Consider the following 18,405-nt stretch of genomic DNA (forward strand, 5'->3'; position numbering starts at 1 on the left):
GTTGACGGCGCCACCGGTCCGCAAAGAAAGGATGTCGAGATGGGAAACGTCGGGCGATTCCGAGTGCTGACCATGATCGCGGGCAGCCTCGTATGCCTCGGCGTGCCAGTCGTGGCCCAAGAGGCTCCCGAGAACGGAACGACCGGGCCGCTCCCCGGCTCGAAACGGGCCGCCGAGATCGTCGCGCACGTTGATGATGAAGTGATCCTCTACGAGGACGTCTACCGGCCGATCCGTGCCAAGCTCGAACGCGCCCGCAAGCAGTTGCCCCGCGAACACTACCTTGAGATCAAGCACAAGCTCCTCGCCGACTCGACCCGAGCGGCGGTGGAACGGCTCGTCGTCTTGACGGAACTCACCCAGCGACTGCCCAGCGAACAAGCCAAGGCGCATCTCTACGCCGGCTACGGCGAACAGTTCGAAAAGTACCTCCTGCAGCTCGCCCGCGAATTCAAGCTTCCCGGACGCGACGCGGTCATCGAACGCCTGAAGGAGGAAGGCAACGACATTCGTCGGCTGCGGCAGGAGTTCATCGAGAACCTCATCGCCCAGCACTTCCTTACCCAACTCGTCCAACAGAAAGTTCCCGAGGCGACGCGTGAGGATCTCTCTCGCTACTACGAGGAACACATCGACAGTTTCCGGACCAAACCAGGGGTCGTTTGGAGCCACATCGAGATCCCCAAGGGAAGCGATCCCGCCGCCGCCAAGCAACAGACCGAGTCCTTGAGAAAGGATCTCCTCGACGGTGCCAGCTTCGCCGGTGTCGCCCGCAACCACAGCAAGGGCCCCACCGCGCCGCTCGGCGGCAAGTGGAGTCTCACCAGCCGCGGCAGCTACGTCGAGAAGAAGGTCGACGACGCCCTCTTCACCATTCCGGTCGGCGAGGTCTCCGACGTGATCGAGGGGAGCCAAAGCTTTCACCTCGTCCTGGTCGACTCACGAAGCGACGGCAGCCCCAAGCCCTTCAGTGAGGTGCAGGACGACATCCGCAACCGACTTCGTCGCGATTCGCTCAAGGGACTGCGTGAGAAGAAGTTGGAGGAGTTGATGAAGGCTCACCACGTCGAATCGGTCTACGACTTGGAGAAGGTTTCGCGTCAGGCCTCCCAAATGCGCCGCAACGTCAAATAGACGACAGCGAGAGATCGTCGCTCGAGCCGCTGAGCGACGCGAGCGACCAGACAAAGCATTCACCATTCGCACGAGCATCAAGGATCGACCGAAGACTCGCTCCCGTACGGAGCGTGACCGTGACTCAAACGTTTGCCGACCTTGGTGGGAACCGTCGTCGCCGTCCGCTTGGACCGACGCCCGACGGTGCCCGGAGGTCTCGCAAAAGGGACGTTTCTCATGAGACCGACCGTCTCGATCCTCGTGCCGCACTTTCAAACCCTGGAACTGACCCTCCTTTGTCTGCGGCTCTTGCGTCGCAAGACCCGTCGCAACGACTACGAAGTGATCGTCATCGACAATGGCTCGCAGGATGGGAGCGGGGAAGAACTCAAGAAGATCGAGTGGGTCCGGCTCCTGCGCCGCGAGGTCGACCCCGACGAACGACCGGCACTCTCGCACGGTTTGGCGCTCAACATGGGCGTTCGGGCCGCCGAGTCCTCTCTCATCCTCACGATCCACACCGACACGATGATCCTCCGCGAGGACTGGCTCGACTTTCTGCTGATGCAGATCGCCAAGGGAGGATCGAACTGCGCGATGCTTGGATCGTGGAAGATGGAATCCCCCGGACCACTGCTTCGCGCCGGCAAGTGGCTTGAGGAGTCCTGGCGACAGCTCTGCGGCAAGAAGGTGCGCCGCGGCCGCTACATCCGGTCGCACTGCGCCCTCTACCGACGACACGCGCTCACCTGCCGCGCCCAGATGTTCGCCCCCAGCGAACATGCCTCGGCGGGGGAGGAACTACACGAAGCGATCGAGGGTCTCGGCTTCAGTTGCCGTTTCCTAGCGCCGGAACTGCTCTGCCGCTACGTCCTACACCTCAATCACGCCACGATGGCCCTCAACAAGATGTTCGGCGAGGGCGATCGCCACATGCCGCGCACGCGGGCCAAGGCGATCCAACGGATCGAGAAGTTCTTCGACTCGATCAACGCCCAAGAGATTCTCACCGATGAGAGCCTCAACGCCGCTTAGTTCTCCATCACGGTCTGATTTTCGGGAACCACTGGCTGCTTCCCAGCCAGTGCGAATGCGTTGTGTAGCCGCCAACCCGAACTCGGACTGATGACAGCACCCATGTGACATACCCATGTCATCTTGAACGCGAACTCCATTCGTTTTGATGCCACCGGCCGCTCGTCGATGGCAACGAGATGGAGGAGAGGTTCTCCTTGCGCTTTCGAGGAACGCGATCGCGAGGAGCCCCCCACTAACTCCCCCTTGGACAAGGGGGAGCATAAGAGAATCACCCCTTGGACAAGGGGGAGCAAAAGAGAATTAACCCTTGGACAAGCGGGAGCACGAGAGGCTTGCGCTCGGACGATGAGGCATTCCAGGAAAGCGAACGAAACGTTCGTCCCCGCCTCGCTCGATTGCTCGACAATTGACCTTGCGTCCTTCGGCGGGGGCACTTATACGCCAGCTACTACCTGAGAGATTCACATTCGAGATGCTACTTCGACCGAGAGCCACGTTGCTCGTGGTCCACGACTTATGAGGCTTTTGAAGCCCGTGGTCGTCGGCCATGGAGGACGTTCGGTCACCATCGTGCCTTCCGCTTGCGATCGCTCGCGCGACCGCGAGGAAGGGGGAACCACGCGCTGCGCGAACAGAGATTGTCCGCGCACGTAACCTTGATCCTGACCCGCTCCAACGACACCCAGACGCAGCACCACGAACCCGCGAGCCTTGGCGCTAGGATGGCGCCTTGACAGGATTGGCGAGAGGGAACTCACATGAAGAAGGTGGTTGTCCGCCTGGCTGCGCCGTGCCTTTTTGTCGCCCTTCTACCCTTCGACGTTCTTGCTGGTGCCGCCAACGGCCCAATCCCGTGGCGAACCGATTTCGAGTCCGCCCGCCAGGAAGCTCAATCGAGCGGTAAGTTCCTCCTCGTCAACATCCATGCGACTTGGTGCATGCCCTGCAAGCAACTGCAGGCGACGACGCTTCAAGACCCGAAGCTCGCTCAGATGATCAATCAGCATGCGATCCCCGTCAGCCTCGACGGTGACCAGAGCTTTCGACTGCTGCGGCAATGGGGCGTGCAAGCCTTCCCCACGCAGTTGTTCATCGCTCCGACCGGACAAGTCATCGGCAAGATCGAGGGCTATGTCGACGTGCTGAAGTACGCCGCCTCGTTCCAACAGGCCGCGACCACCTATGCCGCGTCGCGTCCCGCTCCGCCGGCGCCCCAGACGCGTCCCGCGATGACGCCGCGGACGGCTCGTCCCGCGGTCTACGCGACCAACGATCCGGCCGCTCCGACGAGCGTTCGTCAAGTCGCAGCGCGGATGCCGGCCGAGACCCCGGCCCCGAGTCAGATTCCCAGTCGGGCGCCCAGCCAAGCGACACTGGCGCTCGATGGACACTGTCCGGTCAGCATGATCGAACGGGCCGAGATGGTGCCGGGTTCGCCTAGTATCAGCCACGTTCATCAAGGAAACCGCTACTACTTCCTCTCGGAACGCGAGAAGCAGCTCTTTGAGCAGGAACCGCACCAGTACCTTCCCGGCGAAAACGGCAACTGCGTCGTCACGTGGCGGGAGCAAGGTCGCTGGATCGCCGGCAACCTCCTCTTCCCGGCCATCTTCGGGGAGGATGTCTTCTTCTTCGCCGATGAGGAGAGCCAACGCAAGTTCCTCCTCGATCCGGAACACTACGTCGACGATCACGGCAACGCTCTTCGCCGCGTCCGCTGACGCGAATCCTTATCACGCCATCTGTTCGCACTGGCTGACCAACAGCCAGTGGCACTCCAGAATGTCGATGGACCAGTGCGCGAGCATCCCCCTCTCCCCGTGGGAGAGGGGAGGAACTCCTTCCAAACAGAGATCGACCAACTCCCAACATCCCCACGCAAGCGTGGAGCATGACACCCGGCGAATCCGTAGATTCGCCGCGTTTCGCCGACGCGGAGATTGCTCTAAAGGACCGTTCGGAGCCGGTAGCGAATAGATCAACGGGCTGCTAGGAATCGGCGGCGGCGAGCGCTCGGCGGAGTGCTCGGGCGAGAAGCTGGTGAAAATGCCACGTTCCCGACTCGCGCCGCACGCTGTAACGTCCGGTCGTGAAGGCGGTACTACAAAGACCCCGCTGGACCCGTTCGCAGATGTCGACATCCTCATGTTGAATTCGATCCGAGACCGCGATGCTCTCGGCGATCAGATCGTTCGGCGTCCCTTCCGCGAAGAAGAAATCAAAGAGAACAACACAACGCTCCGGCCCGGTCGGCAATACAAGATTGCTGTCCATCACTCCGTCGTAACAGTTGATCATCAAGTTCGGAAAAAGCCACCAGTACTGCGCTTCGTCCCCCGAACGAACCTCCGCGGCCGAAGCATCGTCGCGCTTCGGATCGGGGGCCCGCATCGGACTGATCTGGACGTTGCACCACTCGAACATCTCCGTCCGGTAGCCCGAGTAGTCCAACACGCCGGCAAGCGAAGGATGCACCGCGTTGACGTGGTAGCCGCCGTCGAGATAGTTGTCGACGAAGACCTTCCAGTTACATTCGAGGCGGTATTCTCGCCGTCCCGCCCAACGCATCTTCTCCAGCCCGAACCGTTTGGTCATCGTTCCGATCGGGTCGAACTGCTCCGCGAACGGCTTTCCCGGCGAGCCGAGATGGGTGAACACGAACGATTGCCAGACGTCGAGCGACCACGGGGCGAGCCCTTGGCACGAACGGTCGAAGTCCTCGACGCCGTCGAACTCGGGCGTTCCGCGAAGACGTCCCGAAAGATCGTAGGTCCATCCGTGGTAGGGACAGCGAAGCCGGTCGGTCGTCCCCGCGCCGATCGCGACCGGGGAGGCGCGATGGCGACAGACGTTGGCGAGCGCCCGCAGCGAATCCCGCTCGTCGCGAACGACGAGAATCGGCTCCCCGTCGATGTCGGCCGTCACGAACTGGCCCGCGCGGGCGACTTGATCGGCGGCGGCCACGAGCTGCCACGAGTTGCGAAGGAGCTTCTCGGACTCGAACGACGCGAGCGCCGGATCGCGGTACCAGCAATCGGGGATCGTTTCGGCTTGCTCGAGCGGACGGTCTGGCTCGAAGGCCTCGATCAAGTCGCGCAGCGATTCGGTCAACGGTTCTCTCCTCGACGAAGGGCCTCGACGGCGGCCCGCCGTGTATACTGAGCGACAGACGACGTGATGGGCAATGGGGAATTGGACCGCGAATGCGAGGGCCGATGAAAAATGGACCGCGAATGGACAATAGGACAAGTTGCCCGCTAGGCTGGCTCCCCTGGCTCTGCCTCTCGGTCGGACTTCTGGTCACACTCGGCATCGACGGGACGCGCGGACTTGGCGAGGTACTTGGAGAGCATCCCGTTCTCGCCCTGACACACTTTCGCGGCCCCCAGTATCTCGCTTGGCTCCTGCTTCTACCCATCGCCCTCCTGGTGAGAAGCAAACCAAGGACGTTCGGCTCCGGAGCCAACAGTACCCTAGGTGCGGTCGGCTGCTTTTTCCTCTGCGCGGCCGTCGGTTTCGGCGTGTCGGCTTGGTTCGGCGCGAGCGACGTCGATCTTCCCCCGCTCTATCACGACGAGTACAGCTATCTCTTCCAAGCCGAGACGTTCCTCACAGGCCGCATCGCGTGGCCGCCGCTCGAGGACGGAGAGCTCTTTCGGCAAATGCACGTGCTCGAGTCTCCGGTGCGAGCGAGCCGCTACTTTCCGGGAACCGGACTTTGGCTGGCCCCGTTTGTCGCGATCGGACTCCCCTATCTCGCCGCATGGTGCGTCGCGGGGCTGACGGCCGGGTTCGCCGCCCTCGCCGGTCGATGCTGGACAACGGGAACGGGTTACCTCGCGGGACTCCTGGTCGCGTTGGCGCCGGGCACCGTCGTCTTCGGCAACTCGCTGCTCTCGACGGGGCCGACGACGATGTGGATGACGGCGTTCCTGTGGGCGTTCCTGCGAACCTATGAAACGAGGATGTGGCGATGGCCGGTGTTGGCGAGTCTCTTCATCGGCCTCGCTTTTCTCACACGCCCGATGACCGCGGTCGGTCTTGGCTTCCCCTTCGCCCTCTACGCGATCGTGCGCGTCGTTCGCGATCGCCAGCGAGAGGGCGTCCGTTTCGGCCTGCTCGTGGGAACCTTCGCGGTGAGCGTCCTGCTGATGCTTTCGTTCAACGTCGCGACCACGGGAGAACTTTCGACAACTCCGTACGGCCTCTACACCGCGCGTCATTCTCCCAGTCACGTCTACGGCTTCTACAATCGCGAACGCGGGCAAGCCCATCGGGGCGAGGAGACGATCACCTCGTATGACGCGTGGGCAGAGAACTTGACGCCGGCGCGAGCGGTGGAGCTCGATCTCGAACGTTGGGCAGGGCTCGTGGTTTGGAGCGGCGGTTGGATGCCCTTCGTCACGTTCGGGCTCGTTGCCTTGCTGGGGCTTCGGCGTTTCGATGATCGCTTGCTGCTCGTGCTGCTGGCACTTGTTGGGCTCACGGCGGCCTACACCCCCTTCGCGTTCGCCGGCATTCTGGGATGGAGCTACTTCGCCGAGGCGCTCCCGTTTCTCCTCGTGGCCCTCGCGGTCGCGACCATTCCGATCGTGGCCGGCTCGTTCGAGCGGGGCCGACCGCTGATCGGTCTCTGGTGGCTGGGTCTGTGGGCGATCGCGCTCACGGGGAACCTTACGAGTCTGCTCCCGCAGGCCTTTTCGCCGTCGTCGGAACTTCTCTATCCGCGCTACCAGGCCCAACAACAAGCGGAGACGGAACGGCAACTCGCGACTCGTGGGCCGATCGTCGTCGTGGTCCAGGCTCGCCCCGAAGATTCTCTCCATACAACCTATGTCCACAATCTCCCCCGTCTCGACGGGCCGATCGTTCGGATGTGGATGACCGACGAGGCCCAGGTCGACAGGGTCACCCGCGAGCGTTTTCCCGAGCGGGCGATCTACCTCTATCGGCCGCCAACGGACGATCGTCCCCCCCAGTGGCAACTGAGGCGGGCCCCATTGAAATGAGATGGACTATTCCCGAACACCGGAACGCGGGTTGACGATAAAATGATTGAGGTCCTCGCGGCGGTCGCCCGACATCCCGAGGGACCGATTGGCAGCCCTCGACCTTTCGCATATCATGGGGATGCGGGAGGGGTCTATCGCGAGCGTCCGATCGTCGCGGCCACGGGCCGGCGGTCGTTCGTCTCCAGGTCTGTCACGATCCAGCGAACAAAGGTGGGGCAATGACGATCAGTGTTCAGGAGTACTTCACGAAGAAGACGCCGGTTCGGAAGAAGGAACCGCAATACGTCGCATTCATCAACAAGAACTCCTGCACGTCCTGCAACTCCTGCGCGAGCATGTGTCCGGTCGACTGCATCTACGAGGTACCCGGATTCCCGTCCGAGTCGTACCACCAGATCGACACCGCCCGCTGCATCGGCTGCCAGATGTGCTACCGCGTGCCGAGCGAAAGTACCGGTCCCTGGACGATGGAAATTTGTCCCTGGAACGCGATCGATCTGATCTACAACCCGAACTTCAAGAGCGATCGCGAGTCGCTCCTGGCGCCGTACTACGTCGGCGAGAGCAAGGGTGAGGGCGAGGAACTCGATCTGCACAAGCTCGAGGAACTGGGCTATCAGCTCTACCTCAACCGGCGGGTTCACATTCGGCCCGAGTCGGTCCTCGAGGAGAACTACGCACCGTTTCTCAAGCCGACCTGGAGCCTCCGCGAGGAGGACGAGCCCTTCGCGATCTTGGTCAAATCCGAGACCGACGACTTCCAGGAGATCTACGAGACGACCGCAGAGGGTTCGGAGTTCGTCGACTTCCTCTACCACGACTACGAGCACATGTTCCTCGACTGAAGTGTCCGTCGAGGTCAACACGACCACCGTCAATGAAGAAGGGCCGCCCGAATGGGACGGCCCTTTGTCGTTTTTGCATGGGTTCGAGGTCTTGCGCCCTCGACCTCGAAAACGCTACAGCTTCTCGTCGTCCTCGTCGAAGAGCGCGTCGATGAGCCCCTCGTCGGAGATCAGGTTCGCCGCGGGGGGCGGGGGCGGCGAGGAGGCGCCGATCCAGTTGCCACGAATGCCGACGTCTCCCTCGACGCCGAAGACGAGATTGGGATTGCTCCCGGCCGCCAGCGAGAAGGTCGCCGACGACGAACGGTGGATCCCGCGCTGGTTGATGTCTCCATCCTCCCACTGCCCATTGAGCGTCTGATCGCCGATCGTTCCGAAGAAGAGCGGACTGGGCTGGAAGAACGCGGTGATCGACGAGTTGCCCGCCGGAAGCGTGCTGATGTCGACGTTCGCGATCTGAAGCGTCGAGTTCGACTGAAACCCGATCTGATCGGAGGAGACGTTGGAGATGAAGTGCGCGGCGGTCGGACTGACATCCTGGTTCGGCACGTCGGAGACGGGATTGCCGAAGGTGATGTTTCGGACGATGCCAAGCTGGGTGGTGATATCGCCCGTTTGTCCCGCGGTCAGGGTCGGCAAGTTGATCGTGACGTAAGTTGCCGTCTCCCCGCGGAAGAGGCCGATGTCATCGCGACCATCGCCGTCCCAGTCCCCGATCAACACCTGGTCGGAGTCGACGCCGATCGTCGCGGTGACGTAGGTGTTGGCGTTGAAGTTGGTGATCGGACTGGTGTTGATGATGAACTGGTTGCCGCGGCGGACCCCCACATTGGTCACCGTCGGGGCGATGAACTCGCCGACAAAGCCGCTCTCGTCCGGGTCGCCGAAGGTGATCCCGAAGAAATTGCCGGAGCTGAAGGCGTCGAGCGGGTCACTGGTGTTGAAGACGAACTCCGCCGAGGAGGGACGATAGACGCCAATCCCGTCGACGTTGTTGATGTTTCCGGCCAGCACCGTCAACTGGACCGACAGATCGTTGTAGGTGACCCCGAAGGCGACGCCCTGGATGATGACTTGGCCGCCGATGACGTTGGCGAACTCGCCGGTGATGAGCGCTCCGGAGGAGAGGATCGTGATCGTCTGACCGACCGAACCGACCGGGTCGAAGGTCGAGCCGAGAAGAATATTTAGGATCGCGTCCTCAATGTCGATCGTCCCCGTGGCGACGACTTGGTCGAACTCGCCGGCGTCGGTCCCTTCGATCTCTTGGAGCAGGACCGCTCCCGGTTCGAAGTCGATCAGCCCCGTCACGTCGAGACGGCCAGGACTGGTCCCACCGGTGAGCACGCCATCCTCGGTGATGATGAGACCGGCGAACCCGACATCGAGCGTTCCGGTGCCGCCCAGGACCGAGTCGGCGTCGACCACGAAGCCATCGGGAGCGTCGATGGTGGAGGTGTCTCCGAAGAAGAGTCGTCCGGGCGTGACCGTTTCGTTCACCATCACCGAGCTGATGGTGATGGGATTGTTCGAGGTCGCGTCGAAGTTCGAGTTACCGTCGCCCAAGTCGACGTTGGCGCCGCGAATGTCGATCGTCGATCCCTGGAAGTCGCCCACCCCGTCCGCAGTCATGGTGAAACCGCCGTTGAGACCGAGCGTCAGCGCGCCGCCAGCGGAGATCGTCGTGTCACCCGACGTTCCCCCATAGATGACCAGGTCATTGCCATCCTCGATCTCGACCGTGTCGTCGACCGAGGACTGAGTGATCTGCACGCCGTTGAAATCGTTCGTCGCCTCGGAGAGATCAATCGAGGTTCCGGCGTCGAGAAATGTCTCGCCCGCGACGCTGATGGCGCTTGCCTGGTCAATGGCCCCGACGCTGATCAGCGTCAGGTTCTCGGTAATGCTGTTGCCACCGGCGTCGAAGGTGAGATCGTGCGACGCGGACACCGTGACGTTGGCGGCGTCGGAATTGAGCACGAAGTCTCCCACCCCGATGTCGTTGGCGGCGTTGTTCAGCAGCACGTCCGATCCGGAGTTGGTTGCAAAGATGACGTTGGCGCTGTTCGCGGCCGTGATCGCGCCGAACTGGGAGATGCTATCCTCCGCCTCGATCACGATCTGGGTCCCGGTTCCCGTGACCGAGATATCCCCGAGGATCATCGACGTGGCATGCTTGATGCTCACGCCAGCGGTCGAGGCGGTCCCACTATTGGTGGCGCTGACGGCGCCGCCGAATTGGTTCGAGAAGTTGTCGAGGGCAATCGCGCCGCCGGTGGTGTTGCTGACCACGAAGTCGGACGTTCCGCCAACCGCGACAATGCCCGCGTCGGTGATCGCGGCCGCCGCCGCCCCCGTGTTGGTCACCGACAGATCGCCACTGATGACCGACGTTCCCAGCATGGTGCCGAGGTTGTTCGCGTCAGCATCGACGAGAGTCACGTCCCCGGCGCTGGTGATGCCGATGACTTGCCCGTTGAAGTCGTTGCCCGCGGCGTCCAGGAGCAGATCGCCGCCCGAACCCAGCGCGAAAATCGGACTCTGACTGAACGCGAACGCGCCGTTGCCCGATTGCGTGAAGTTGGCGCCCGGCGCGTTGACGTCGAGTGTCGAGCTGACACCGAACTCAAAGACTTCCGTGTTCGTCAGTCCCGCGGCCGACGTCAGATTGATGTCAAGGTCGGAGTTGAGCGGAGAGTCCTCCGCCGTGGCTCCGAAGTCGACGGTGTTGTTGCCGGCTCCGGTGATCACGACGGAGAGAATCGCGGCCCCGTTGTTGGTCGCGTTGAGCGTGTCGGTGCCGTCGCCGGTCGCGTTGGTCTTGTTGGTTCCCGACCACGTCGTCCCGGTCAGGGTGAAGACCATGCCGTTGTCGGGCTCGGCGACCCCCTCGGTCGAGATCGTGACAATCTCATTGACGTCGAGCGACAATTGCAGGGTCGGACCGACCAGGTTGAACGTTGCCGGCGTGATCCGATCGCTCAGAGCTTCGAAGGCGAAGGAATGCTCCAAGATGAACGGACCATCCTCGCGCGACTTGGCGAGCGGACGAGCGTCGAGCCGATCGTGGGCTCGACGAAGAAACTTCCTCATCGGCGACAACGGTCCGAACGAACCGCTGGAACGAGGGGGTAAAAACATGTCTTGGTTCTCCCCTTGCACATCGTGTCAAGTTGTTCTGTCTATGGACTCACCCCATGGATGGGATCATCGCGATCGAGTTGGCATGGGGCGCGTGCTAGGCGAGCCCAAAACAATCCGCGATGACCAGATCCTTTCGCGAGGGGGAAGCCATCCGCAGCCTCGCCTCATCGGGTTTGGACATGCGGTTCCCTGTCTGATTCTCGAATACCAAGCGATCAGTTGCAAGAGATGGCATCCCCAGAGCCCCGACTTCCCCGAGGTCGACGTCCTCAGAATCGGTGGCTCGCGGGTCGCCGGCACCGAGTATTTAGACCCGAAACGCGGCCGAATCCATCCAAAACCTTCCCGAGACGCTCCGAATTCCCCCGATCCGGGCCGTTCCGCGCCGAGAGCATTTCGACATTGAATCTCAATTACGTATGTTGAAGATTTTGGGCGACCGCTGCTCGTTCACCGAGTTTTCCTATCGCGACCGTGGTCCTAGGGGGCACGCAAGCCTCTGCGCCAGCAGCCTTTCCCACGCCGCGCCGACGAAGTCGGGACCGCGTTCTGGAACCGTCGCTCATGGCAAGAGACTCACGAGCAAACTGTTGCTCCCTCGGCACTTGGACAACCACCTACCAGTCACAAAGTCATGAGCATGAGTTCCACCACTGCTCCGTCGGCGACCTCCGCCGTGGCCGTTACTCTCGTCGGCAACCCCAACACCGGGAAAACGACCCTCTTCAACGCCCTCACCGGCTTGAGGCACCGCGTTGGCAACTTCCCCGGCGTCACCGTCGAGATCAAATCGGGAAAAGCCGACCACGACGGCCACCCGCTCATGATCACCGATGTGCCGGGGACCTATAGCCTCTCTCCCCGCTCGCCCGACGAGATGCTCGCGGTCGACCTCCTGCTGGGACTCCTCCCCGATACCGCCGCCCCCGACGTCATCGTCTGTATCGTCGACGCTTCGAATCTCGAGCGAAACCTCTACCTGACGACTCAGGTGCTGGAACTCGACACGCCCGTCATCCTGGCGCTCAACATGATCGACGTCGCCGAACACAACGGCGATCACATCGACGTCGACCAACTCGCCGAAGAACTCGGCATCCCCGTCGTCCCGATTCAGGCCAACGCCCGCCGTGGCCTCGACGACCTGCGCCGGCGCATCATCGAGACCGCCGGCCAAGCGGCCCCCACGAAGCGTCCGGTCTTCGCCGACGCCTTTCAGCAGGAAGTCGATCGCCTCGAGGAATGGCTGTCGCAGCGTGGTGGGGAGAAGACGCCTCGCTACCTGCTTGAGCGGGCGATCCTCGACGCGGGTGGGTCGACCGAGAAGCGTCTCGTCCGGCTTGCCGGGGGCGACGTGACCAAGGTTCTCACCGAAGCGCGCGAACGACTCAAAGCCGCGGGTTGCCCCGTCCCCGCCGTCGAGATTCGCAGTCGCTATCAATGGATCGTCGAGCGATTGGCGGGCCCGCTGCGCCGATCGACCGAACGCAAGACGACGATGAGCGATCGCATCGACCGGGTGTTGATGCACCGCGTCTGGGGCCTGGTCGCCTTCTTGGCCCTCATGTTCATCATCTTCGTCACGATCTACAGCATCGCCGACGCGTACTTCATGGGTCCGATCGACGAGTTCTTTGTCTTCCTGAGCGACGGCATCGGCTCCTTCCTCTCGGAGGGCCCACTGAAGTCGCTGATCATCGACGGCATCATCGCGGGCGTGGGCAGTGTCGTCATCTTCCTGCCGCAGATCATGCTGCTATTCGCCTTCATCGCGCTCCTCGAGGACTGCGGCTACATGGCCCGCGCCGCCTTCCTGATGGACAAGCTCATGGCCAAGTGCGGCTTGAGCGGCAAGTCGTTCGTTCCGATGCTCTCCTCCTTCGCGTGTGCGATCCCCGGCGTGATGGCGGCACGAACCATCGAGGATCGCCGGGACCGCTTGACGACGATCCTCGTCGCCCCGCTGATGAGTTGTAGCGCCCGACTCCCGGTCTATCTCATCATGATCGGAACGTTCATTCCCGCCGTCACGCTCCAGGACTACGTTCCCGCTTTTCCCGGAGCCGACCTATTGGGCTTCTTCTCCCTCCAGGGCTTTGTCCTCTTCTGCATGTACATGATCGGCTTGGTCGTCGCGCCGCTGGTGGCGTGGGTGCTCAAGAAGACGATCATCGGCGGCGAAACGCCCGTCTTTATCATGGAGTTGCCCAGCTACAAGGTCCCCTCGCTCTGGATCGTCGTCGATCGCGTCGTCGATCGTGGCTGGGCGTTCATGAAGCGGGCGGGAACGATCATCTTCGCCTCGACGATCGTCATCTGGGCGCTGCAGTACTATCCCCGCTCCTCGGAGACGATCAACGAGTACGCTCAACGGCGTTCGGTCCTGGAGACTCAGCGCGAGCTTCCGCAAGCCAACGCCGAACGGATCGACGAGCAACTCACCGATCTCGACAACGAGGAGGCGTCGACCCTCCAAGCCCACAGCTTTCTCGGCATCATGGGCCATTGGATCGAACCAGCCGTTCGTCCACTCGGTTGGGACTGGCGCATTGGGATGGCGGCGATCGCGTCGTTCCCCGCGCGGGAAGTCGTGATCTCGGCTCTCGGAACGATCTACAGCGTCGGCGGCGACGTCGACGAGGAGAGTGCGACGCTACGCGAGGAACTCCAGCGAGCGACGTGGCCCGATGGGCGCCCGGTCTTCACGACCGCGGTCGCCGTGGGTCTCATGGTCTTTTGGGCGCTGTGCGCTCAATGTCTCGCGACACTGGCGGTCATCAAACGGGAAACCAACTCTTGGGGTTGGGCGATCTTCTCGTTCGTGTACATGACAGGCCTGGCCTACGTGGCCGCGCTGGTCGTCTATCAGGTTGGCAGCCGTCTCGGGTGAGACGAGGCTGTGGTTACGGCAGGGGCGGACGGCGCCGCCACGCGGGGGGGCGATTCTTCGTTCGGCCCGCGAGACCCGCCAGGCAGGCCAACGCCAAATTGCCGAAGAGAAACAACAGTACCAAAACCGGTGACATCCTGTCCTCGTTGAGGAACCTAGTGATCAAGATCGTGTGAAGGTACGGTCAGATCGGATGCCTGGCAAGCGGAGTCCTCCAGGGAATTCACAAACCAAGCGCAACCAACGCCTTGCGAAAGGACATCTCCGAGCAATTCTCCCATCTCGACTTGGCCACCGGAGCCTCCGAGCGGCGACCTTCAACATAACCCCAATCCCACAAAGGCTTTAGCAAATTGCAACCCGAACGTCGTGACGCCGCCGAACTCCTTAGCAGGAAGCCCTAATATACGAGCGATCACTCGCAACTCTTTGGCAACAAAGGAATAACGAGCAATCGAGCGGGAAGGAATCGACCTCGATTCCTCACCCTCGGCCGCTCAGGGATCGACGCTCTTCGGCGGGGGTCCCGACTCCAGTAGGGGCTCGAATGGAGCGGTTCCCTTCCGCCTGCGAAAGTCCTCCTTCCCCGCATCCAGGAGTTTTGGCTGCTCAAAAAGGTCGATCGCGGAGAGGGCGAGCACTTTTGCCGCCGTCACCGCCCCTCGGACCCCGATCGACGATCCCGCACTCGCGACGAATCCCCAACTGTGCAGCGGCACCCCTCGTGGCGCGGTCGCGACCAAGGCGCCGGCGGTGGGCACACTCCAGGAGACGTCGCCAACATCAGTCGATCCCTTGGTCCCGTGCTCGCGAAAGCCGGAGATCGCGTCACTGACGGGTCCTCGAGCCCCCTCGCGAAGATCGACATCGTCGGCGAGGCCCAGGCTCTCACGCAGCGATTGGGCAAATGATCGCTCTTCCTCGCTGAACTGCGGCGGGCCGATCAGGCGAAAGTTTCCGTCGACAAGCCGCGCCAGCGGTTCGTTGGGAAGGATCTCGTGCGCGCCGGTCACCTTGAGGATGGTCGACTTGGTGTCGGTCATCAGTGCCGCCCCGTCGGCGATCCGGCGAACCCTCGCGAAGACTTCCTTGGCCGTCGCCATTCGCGGAGCCCGAATGTAGTACCAAGCCTCGGCGTTCTCGGGAACGACGTTCGGACGCTTGCCCCCCTCGGTGATGACGTGATGGATGCGGACATCCGACGGGATGTGCTCGCGGAGGAAATTGACGCCGACGCTCATCAGTTCAATCGCATCGAGAGCGCTGCGTCCCTGCTCGGGCGCCGCCGAGGCGTGCGCCGACTTTCCCTTGAAGCGAACCCGAAAGCGAATGACGGCCAGCGTCGTGCGCGGGCCTGCGTCGTTCGACGAGGAGGGATGCCAATGCAGCGCCGCGTCGACATCGTCGAAGAGCCCTTCGCGAACGAGGTAGCTCTTGCCCCCTCCTCCTTCTTCGGCCGGACACCCATAGACGCGAAGGGTCCCCTCAAGCCCCTTCTCCACCATCACTTCCTTGACGGCGATCGCCGCACCGACGCTGGCGACCCCGAAGAGATTGTGTCCACAACCATGACCGGCATCTCGACGGGGATCTTCCTTGCGATAGGGTTCGGCTCGTTGAGAGAGTCCCGGCAACGCGTCGAACTCCGCCAACAGAGCGATGACCGGTTTCCCCTTCCCAAACGTCGCGACGAAGGCGGTCTCCATCCCGGCGACCCCTCGCTCGACCTCAAACCCGGAAGACTCCAGAGCGTCGGCCAGAAGCGTGGACGACTTGCGCTCCTGGAACGCCAACTCGGCAAGCTCCCAGATCCGTCGCGCTTGCGAAGCGATCTCCTCCTTCCGGGCCTCGATCGACTCGGCGGCGGCCCGTTTCGTCTCGGTCCATTCCGCCTTCCCGTCGTTGGGACGATCCGCGCCAACGATCAGACCGACCAAGAGCAATCCCAATGACATGTCACCTCCTCGAGTCCATCTCTCTAGCTACAAGATCAACGTCGACACCTACGAAGGCGCGCCCGGGATGACGACGCGAAGGTCGTTCGCACCTTCTCCCCTACGGGGCCTCCATGGTGAACGTCTCTCCAAACGACTCCTCGGAAACGTCGACGACGAGAGGGGAACCCGCCATGCCGCGCGTGACGTACGCCGAGAGTGCGGCGGTCGCCTCCGGTTGCGGCCGCGTGCTGGCGAGCAACGTCCCGCCCTGAAACATCGCCTGCCCGAGCGTCTCCCTGGCGGAGCGGGACCAGTCGGCATCGGGACTCGCTTGCATCACCGCGAGATCCTCGAGGCAAACCGCGAGCAGGCCTTGCGAAGCGATTCCCGTGTGAAGCCGCGTCGTTTCGCCAACGAGGAGGACCGTCATCTGGGCCGACGTTTGCCGGCAACGATCGCGCAGGAAGGTCGCCGCGAAGCTCAAGAGCCTCTCGACGGTCTGATCCGCGACGTCCCTCGTCCGGGCTGGTCGCCAAGCTTCGACAACGAGGAGTCCCTCGACGCCGCCGGCGCGGTGAAACTCCTTGATGATGGTCTCGCCCCGGCGAGCGGTCGTCCTCCAATGAATGTGGCGCGGATTGTCGCCGGTCCGGTAAGGCCGCAGTCCCGCCAGTTCCTCGAATTGCCGCGACTGCACCGCCGCCGAAAGTCGCGGAGACTCGGCTCCCGACGTCGCCATCGGCCAAAACGGTCGCAGAATCGTCCCCATGCGAGGGGTCACGGTGATCTCGAGATCACCCTCGACCGCCACGGGAGCGCGACGCCGTTCGAAGAAACCGAAGGGGAACTGGGTGACCAGCCACGGACTCGCGAAGCGGTAGCGGCCTCGTTTCGGCAATCGAGCTCGGTAGTTCCCCTTGCCCGAGTCACCTTCCCGAACCACGGGCAATGGCGCCTCGGGAGCGAAGGTGGGAACTCGTGGCTCAAGCGACTCCACTACGCACGTGGCCCAGATTGCCGGCCCAAACTCCTTGGAAGCTTCGAGTGTCACGTTGAAGCCGTCGCCCGCCTCGACCTGGCGTGGTGCGGTTCGCCTCAACTTCACGCCACGCAACATCCGGTCCTGGACCCACAAGCCGACACCCAGCAGGGCCGAGCTCAGGCTGAAGATGAGGACCAAGAGATTGACGCGTTGGATGAAGGATGCCCCGAAGACGCACGCGAGGATGAAGAGAAAGACCATCCCCTGTTTGGTCGGTCTGGTGGTCCAGCGGAAGAATCGACGCGTTGACATGTCGTTACTCGGGCGGGCGCGCGTGGTCGACGATCGACTGGATCACTTCCGAGGACGCCTCGGCATCGTGAAGCGACATCGGGGAACGAGTCATCACCCGATGAGCGAGGACCCGGACCGCCAACTCCTTGACATCATCGGGCACCGCGTAGGCCCGACCACGAAGAAGAGCGGCCGCTTGGCAAGAGCGATACAGCGCGAGCGCCCCGCGGGTACTGACGCCGATGCGGAGCGAGGAATGCTCGCGGGTCGCGTGCACAATGTCCAGAAGATAGTGCGTGACCGACTCGTCGACCGTGACTTCCGACACCGCGGCTTGCACGTCGCGCAGCTCGTCCATGCCCATGACCGGCGAGAGTTCGTCGACCGGTTCCCCGCGTCGATGACTGAGAAGAAGCTTCTCCTCTTCCTCGCGGGAGGGATACCCGATCGAAAGCCGCACGAGGAAACGGTCGAGCTGACTCTCGGGAAGAGGATAGGTTCCCTCGAACTCGAAGGGGTTCTGGGTCGCGAGCACGAGAAAGGGTTGTGGCAAGCGGTGCGTCTTGCCGTCGATCGACACGTGCCCCTCGTTCATCGCTTCCAGTAGCGCCGACTGGGTTCGCGGCGAGGTGCGATTGATCTCGTCGGCCAAGACGATGTGCGCGAAGAGTGGTCCTTCGTTGAAGACGAACTGCGACGACTTCGAATCGAACACGGTCGACCCGATGATGTCGCTCGGCAACAAGTCGGGCGTGAACTGCACGCGGCGGAACGCGCAGTCGAGACTCTTCGCAAGCGCGCGGGTCACCAGCGTCTTGCCGACGCCGGGAACGTCCTCGATCAGAACATGCCCTCGAGCCAGAAGCGCCACGAGGACGCCATCGACGACGTCGGGCTTGCCCAGAAAGACGCTTTCGATGTTGCCGCGCAGACGAGCAATCGCATCGGTCACGTGCTGAGGAGTCGAGGTGGTGGTTGTACTAGCGATGATCGTCTCTCTACCTTGCTGATTGGATCGAAACGACCCCGTCCGGGAACGGTCCAAGTGGACCGCTCGCCCATCGTCGGGACCTGGGCCGTGACACCCCGCGGAAGAATCGCCGATTGCCGTCGTGCATTCCGCCGGGCGAGGTTGTAGCCTATCGCG

At 62.6% G+C, this 18,405-nt stretch carries 12 protein-coding genes; 6 read left to right on the plus strand and 6 right to left on the minus strand.

Annotated elements, in window-relative coordinates:
- Positions 1 to 39: 39 nt before the first annotated feature.
- From Pan216_RS21670 to Pan216_RS21680, 3 genes are all read left to right on the plus strand, one after another.
- The gene (locus tag Pan216_RS21670; protein WP_145261305.1) at positions 40 to 1,134 is read left to right on the plus strand and encodes a peptidylprolyl isomerase; all 1,095 of its coding nucleotides are present in this window, start codon (positions 40 to 42) and stop codon (positions 1,132 to 1,134) included.
- Between the two features lie 219 nt (positions 1,135 to 1,353).
- Positions 1,354 to 2,151 (plus strand): glycosyltransferase family A protein, encoded by a 798-nt coding sequence (locus tag Pan216_RS21675; RefSeq protein WP_145261306.1) that lies wholly within the window; start codon positions 1,354 to 1,356, stop codon positions 2,149 to 2,151.
- A 761-nt stretch (positions 2,152 to 2,912) separates the two neighbouring features.
- Entirely contained in the window at positions 2,913 to 3,875 is a 963-nt protein-coding gene (locus Pan216_RS21680; RefSeq protein WP_145261308.1) for a thioredoxin family protein, read from the plus strand.
- 268 nt (positions 3,876 to 4,143) lie between these two features.
- On the opposite strand, the gene Pan216_RS21685 is transcribed toward Pan216_RS21680, so the two are convergent.
- Positions 4,144 to 5,265, minus strand: a complete 1,122-nt coding sequence (locus Pan216_RS21685) for an aromatic ring-hydroxylating oxygenase subunit alpha (protein WP_419192827.1) — start codon at positions 5,263 to 5,265, stop codon at positions 4,144 to 4,146.
- A 122-nt stretch (positions 5,266 to 5,387) separates the two neighbouring features.
- Here Pan216_RS21685 and Pan216_RS21690 point away from each other — a divergent pair, with 122 nt between their 5' ends.
- Both Pan216_RS21690 and Pan216_RS21695 read left to right on the plus strand, forming a co-directional pair.
- On the plus strand, positions 5,388 to 7,163 hold the full coding sequence (locus Pan216_RS21690; protein WP_419192828.1) for an ArnT family glycosyltransferase: 1,776 nt from the start codon (positions 5,388 to 5,390) through the stop codon (positions 7,161 to 7,163).
- Between the two features lie 221 nt (positions 7,164 to 7,384).
- On the plus strand, positions 7,385 to 8,011 hold the full coding sequence (locus Pan216_RS21695) for an indolepyruvate ferredoxin oxidoreductase subunit alpha (protein ID WP_145261313.1): 627 nt from the start codon (positions 7,385 to 7,387) through the stop codon (positions 8,009 to 8,011).
- A gap of 114 nt (positions 8,012 to 8,125) precedes the next feature.
- On the opposite strand, the gene Pan216_RS21700 is transcribed toward Pan216_RS21695, so the two are convergent.
- A complete protein-coding gene (locus Pan216_RS21700) occupies positions 8,126 to 11,152 on the minus strand; it encodes a beta strand repeat-containing protein (protein WP_145261314.1) in 3,027 nt (1,008 codons plus the stop codon).
- 643 nt (positions 11,153 to 11,795) lie between these two features.
- Here Pan216_RS21700 and feoB point away from each other — a divergent pair.
- The gene (feoB, locus tag Pan216_RS21705; RefSeq protein WP_145261316.1) at positions 11,796 to 14,045 is read left to right on the plus strand and encodes a ferrous iron transport protein B; all 2,250 of its coding nucleotides are present in this window, start codon (positions 11,796 to 11,798) and stop codon (positions 14,043 to 14,045) included.
- 13 nt (positions 14,046 to 14,058) lie between these two features.
- On the opposite strand, the gene Pan216_RS28565 is transcribed toward feoB, so the two are convergent.
- The 4 genes from Pan216_RS28565 to Pan216_RS21720 all read right to left on the minus strand — a co-directional run bounded on the left by Pan216_RS28565 (position 14,059) and on the right by Pan216_RS21720 (position 18,210).
- On the minus strand, positions 14,059 to 14,181 hold the full coding sequence (locus Pan216_RS28565) for a hypothetical protein (protein WP_419192829.1): 123 nt from the start codon (positions 14,179 to 14,181) through the stop codon (positions 14,059 to 14,061).
- 361 nt (positions 14,182 to 14,542) lie between these two features.
- On the minus strand, positions 14,543 to 16,000 hold the full coding sequence (locus Pan216_RS21710) for an amidohydrolase (protein WP_145261318.1): 1,458 nt from the start codon (positions 15,998 to 16,000) through the stop codon (positions 14,543 to 14,545).
- A 100-nt stretch (positions 16,001 to 16,100) separates the two neighbouring features.
- Complete coding sequence (locus Pan216_RS21715; protein WP_145261320.1) at positions 16,101 to 17,276, minus strand: DUF58 domain-containing protein; 1,176 nt, start codon at positions 17,274 to 17,276, stop codon at positions 16,101 to 16,103.
- Positions 17,277 to 17,280: 4 nt separating this feature from the next.
- A complete protein-coding gene (locus Pan216_RS21720) occupies positions 17,281 to 18,210 on the minus strand; it encodes an AAA family ATPase (protein ID WP_419192830.1) in 930 nt (309 codons plus the stop codon).
- Between the last annotated feature and the right edge of the window lie 195 nt (positions 18,211 to 18,405).

Origin of the sequence: Kolteria novifilia, from assembly GCA_007748055.1 — a bacterium.
GTDB lineage: Bacteria > Planctomycetota > Planctomycetia > Kolteriales > Kolteriaceae > Kolteria > Kolteria novifilia.

Excerpts from the sequence above, each read along its gene's own strand:
- Pan216_RS21690 (WP_419192828.1), top strand. The coding sequence starts at position 5,388 with ATGGACAATAGGACAAGTTGCCCGCTAGGCTGGCTCCCCTGGCTCTGC.
- Pan216_RS21675 (WP_145261306.1), top strand. The coding sequence starts at position 1,354 with ATGAGACCGACCGTCTCGATCCTCGTGCCGCACTTTCAAACCCTGGAA.
- Pan216_RS21695 (WP_145261313.1), top strand. The coding sequence starts at position 7,385 with ATGACGATCAGTGTTCAGGAGTACTTCACGAAGAAGACGCCGGTTCGG.
- Pan216_RS21715 (WP_145261320.1), bottom strand. The coding sequence starts at position 17,276 with ATGTCAACGCGTCGATTCTTCCGCTGGACCACCAGACCGACCAAACAG.
- Pan216_RS21700 (WP_145261314.1), bottom strand. The coding sequence starts at position 11,152 with ATGTTTTTACCCCCTCGTTCCAGCGGTTCGTTCGGACCGTTGTCGCCG.
- Pan216_RS21680 (WP_145261308.1), top strand. The coding sequence starts at position 2,913 with ATGAAGAAGGTGGTTGTCCGCCTGGCTGCGCCGTGCCTTTTTGTCGCC.
- Pan216_RS21710 (WP_145261318.1), bottom strand. The coding sequence starts at position 16,000 with ATGTCATTGGGATTGCTCTTGGTCGGTCTGATCGTTGGCGCGGATCGT.
- feoB (WP_145261316.1), top strand. The coding sequence starts at position 11,796 with ATGAGTTCCACCACTGCTCCGTCGGCGACCTCCGCCGTGGCCGTTACT.
- Pan216_RS28565 (WP_419192829.1), bottom strand. The coding sequence starts at position 14,181 with ATGTCACCGGTTTTGGTACTGTTGTTTCTCTTCGGCAATTTGGCGTTG.
- Pan216_RS21670 (WP_145261305.1), top strand. The coding sequence starts at position 40 with ATGGGAAACGTCGGGCGATTCCGAGTGCTGACCATGATCGCGGGCAGC.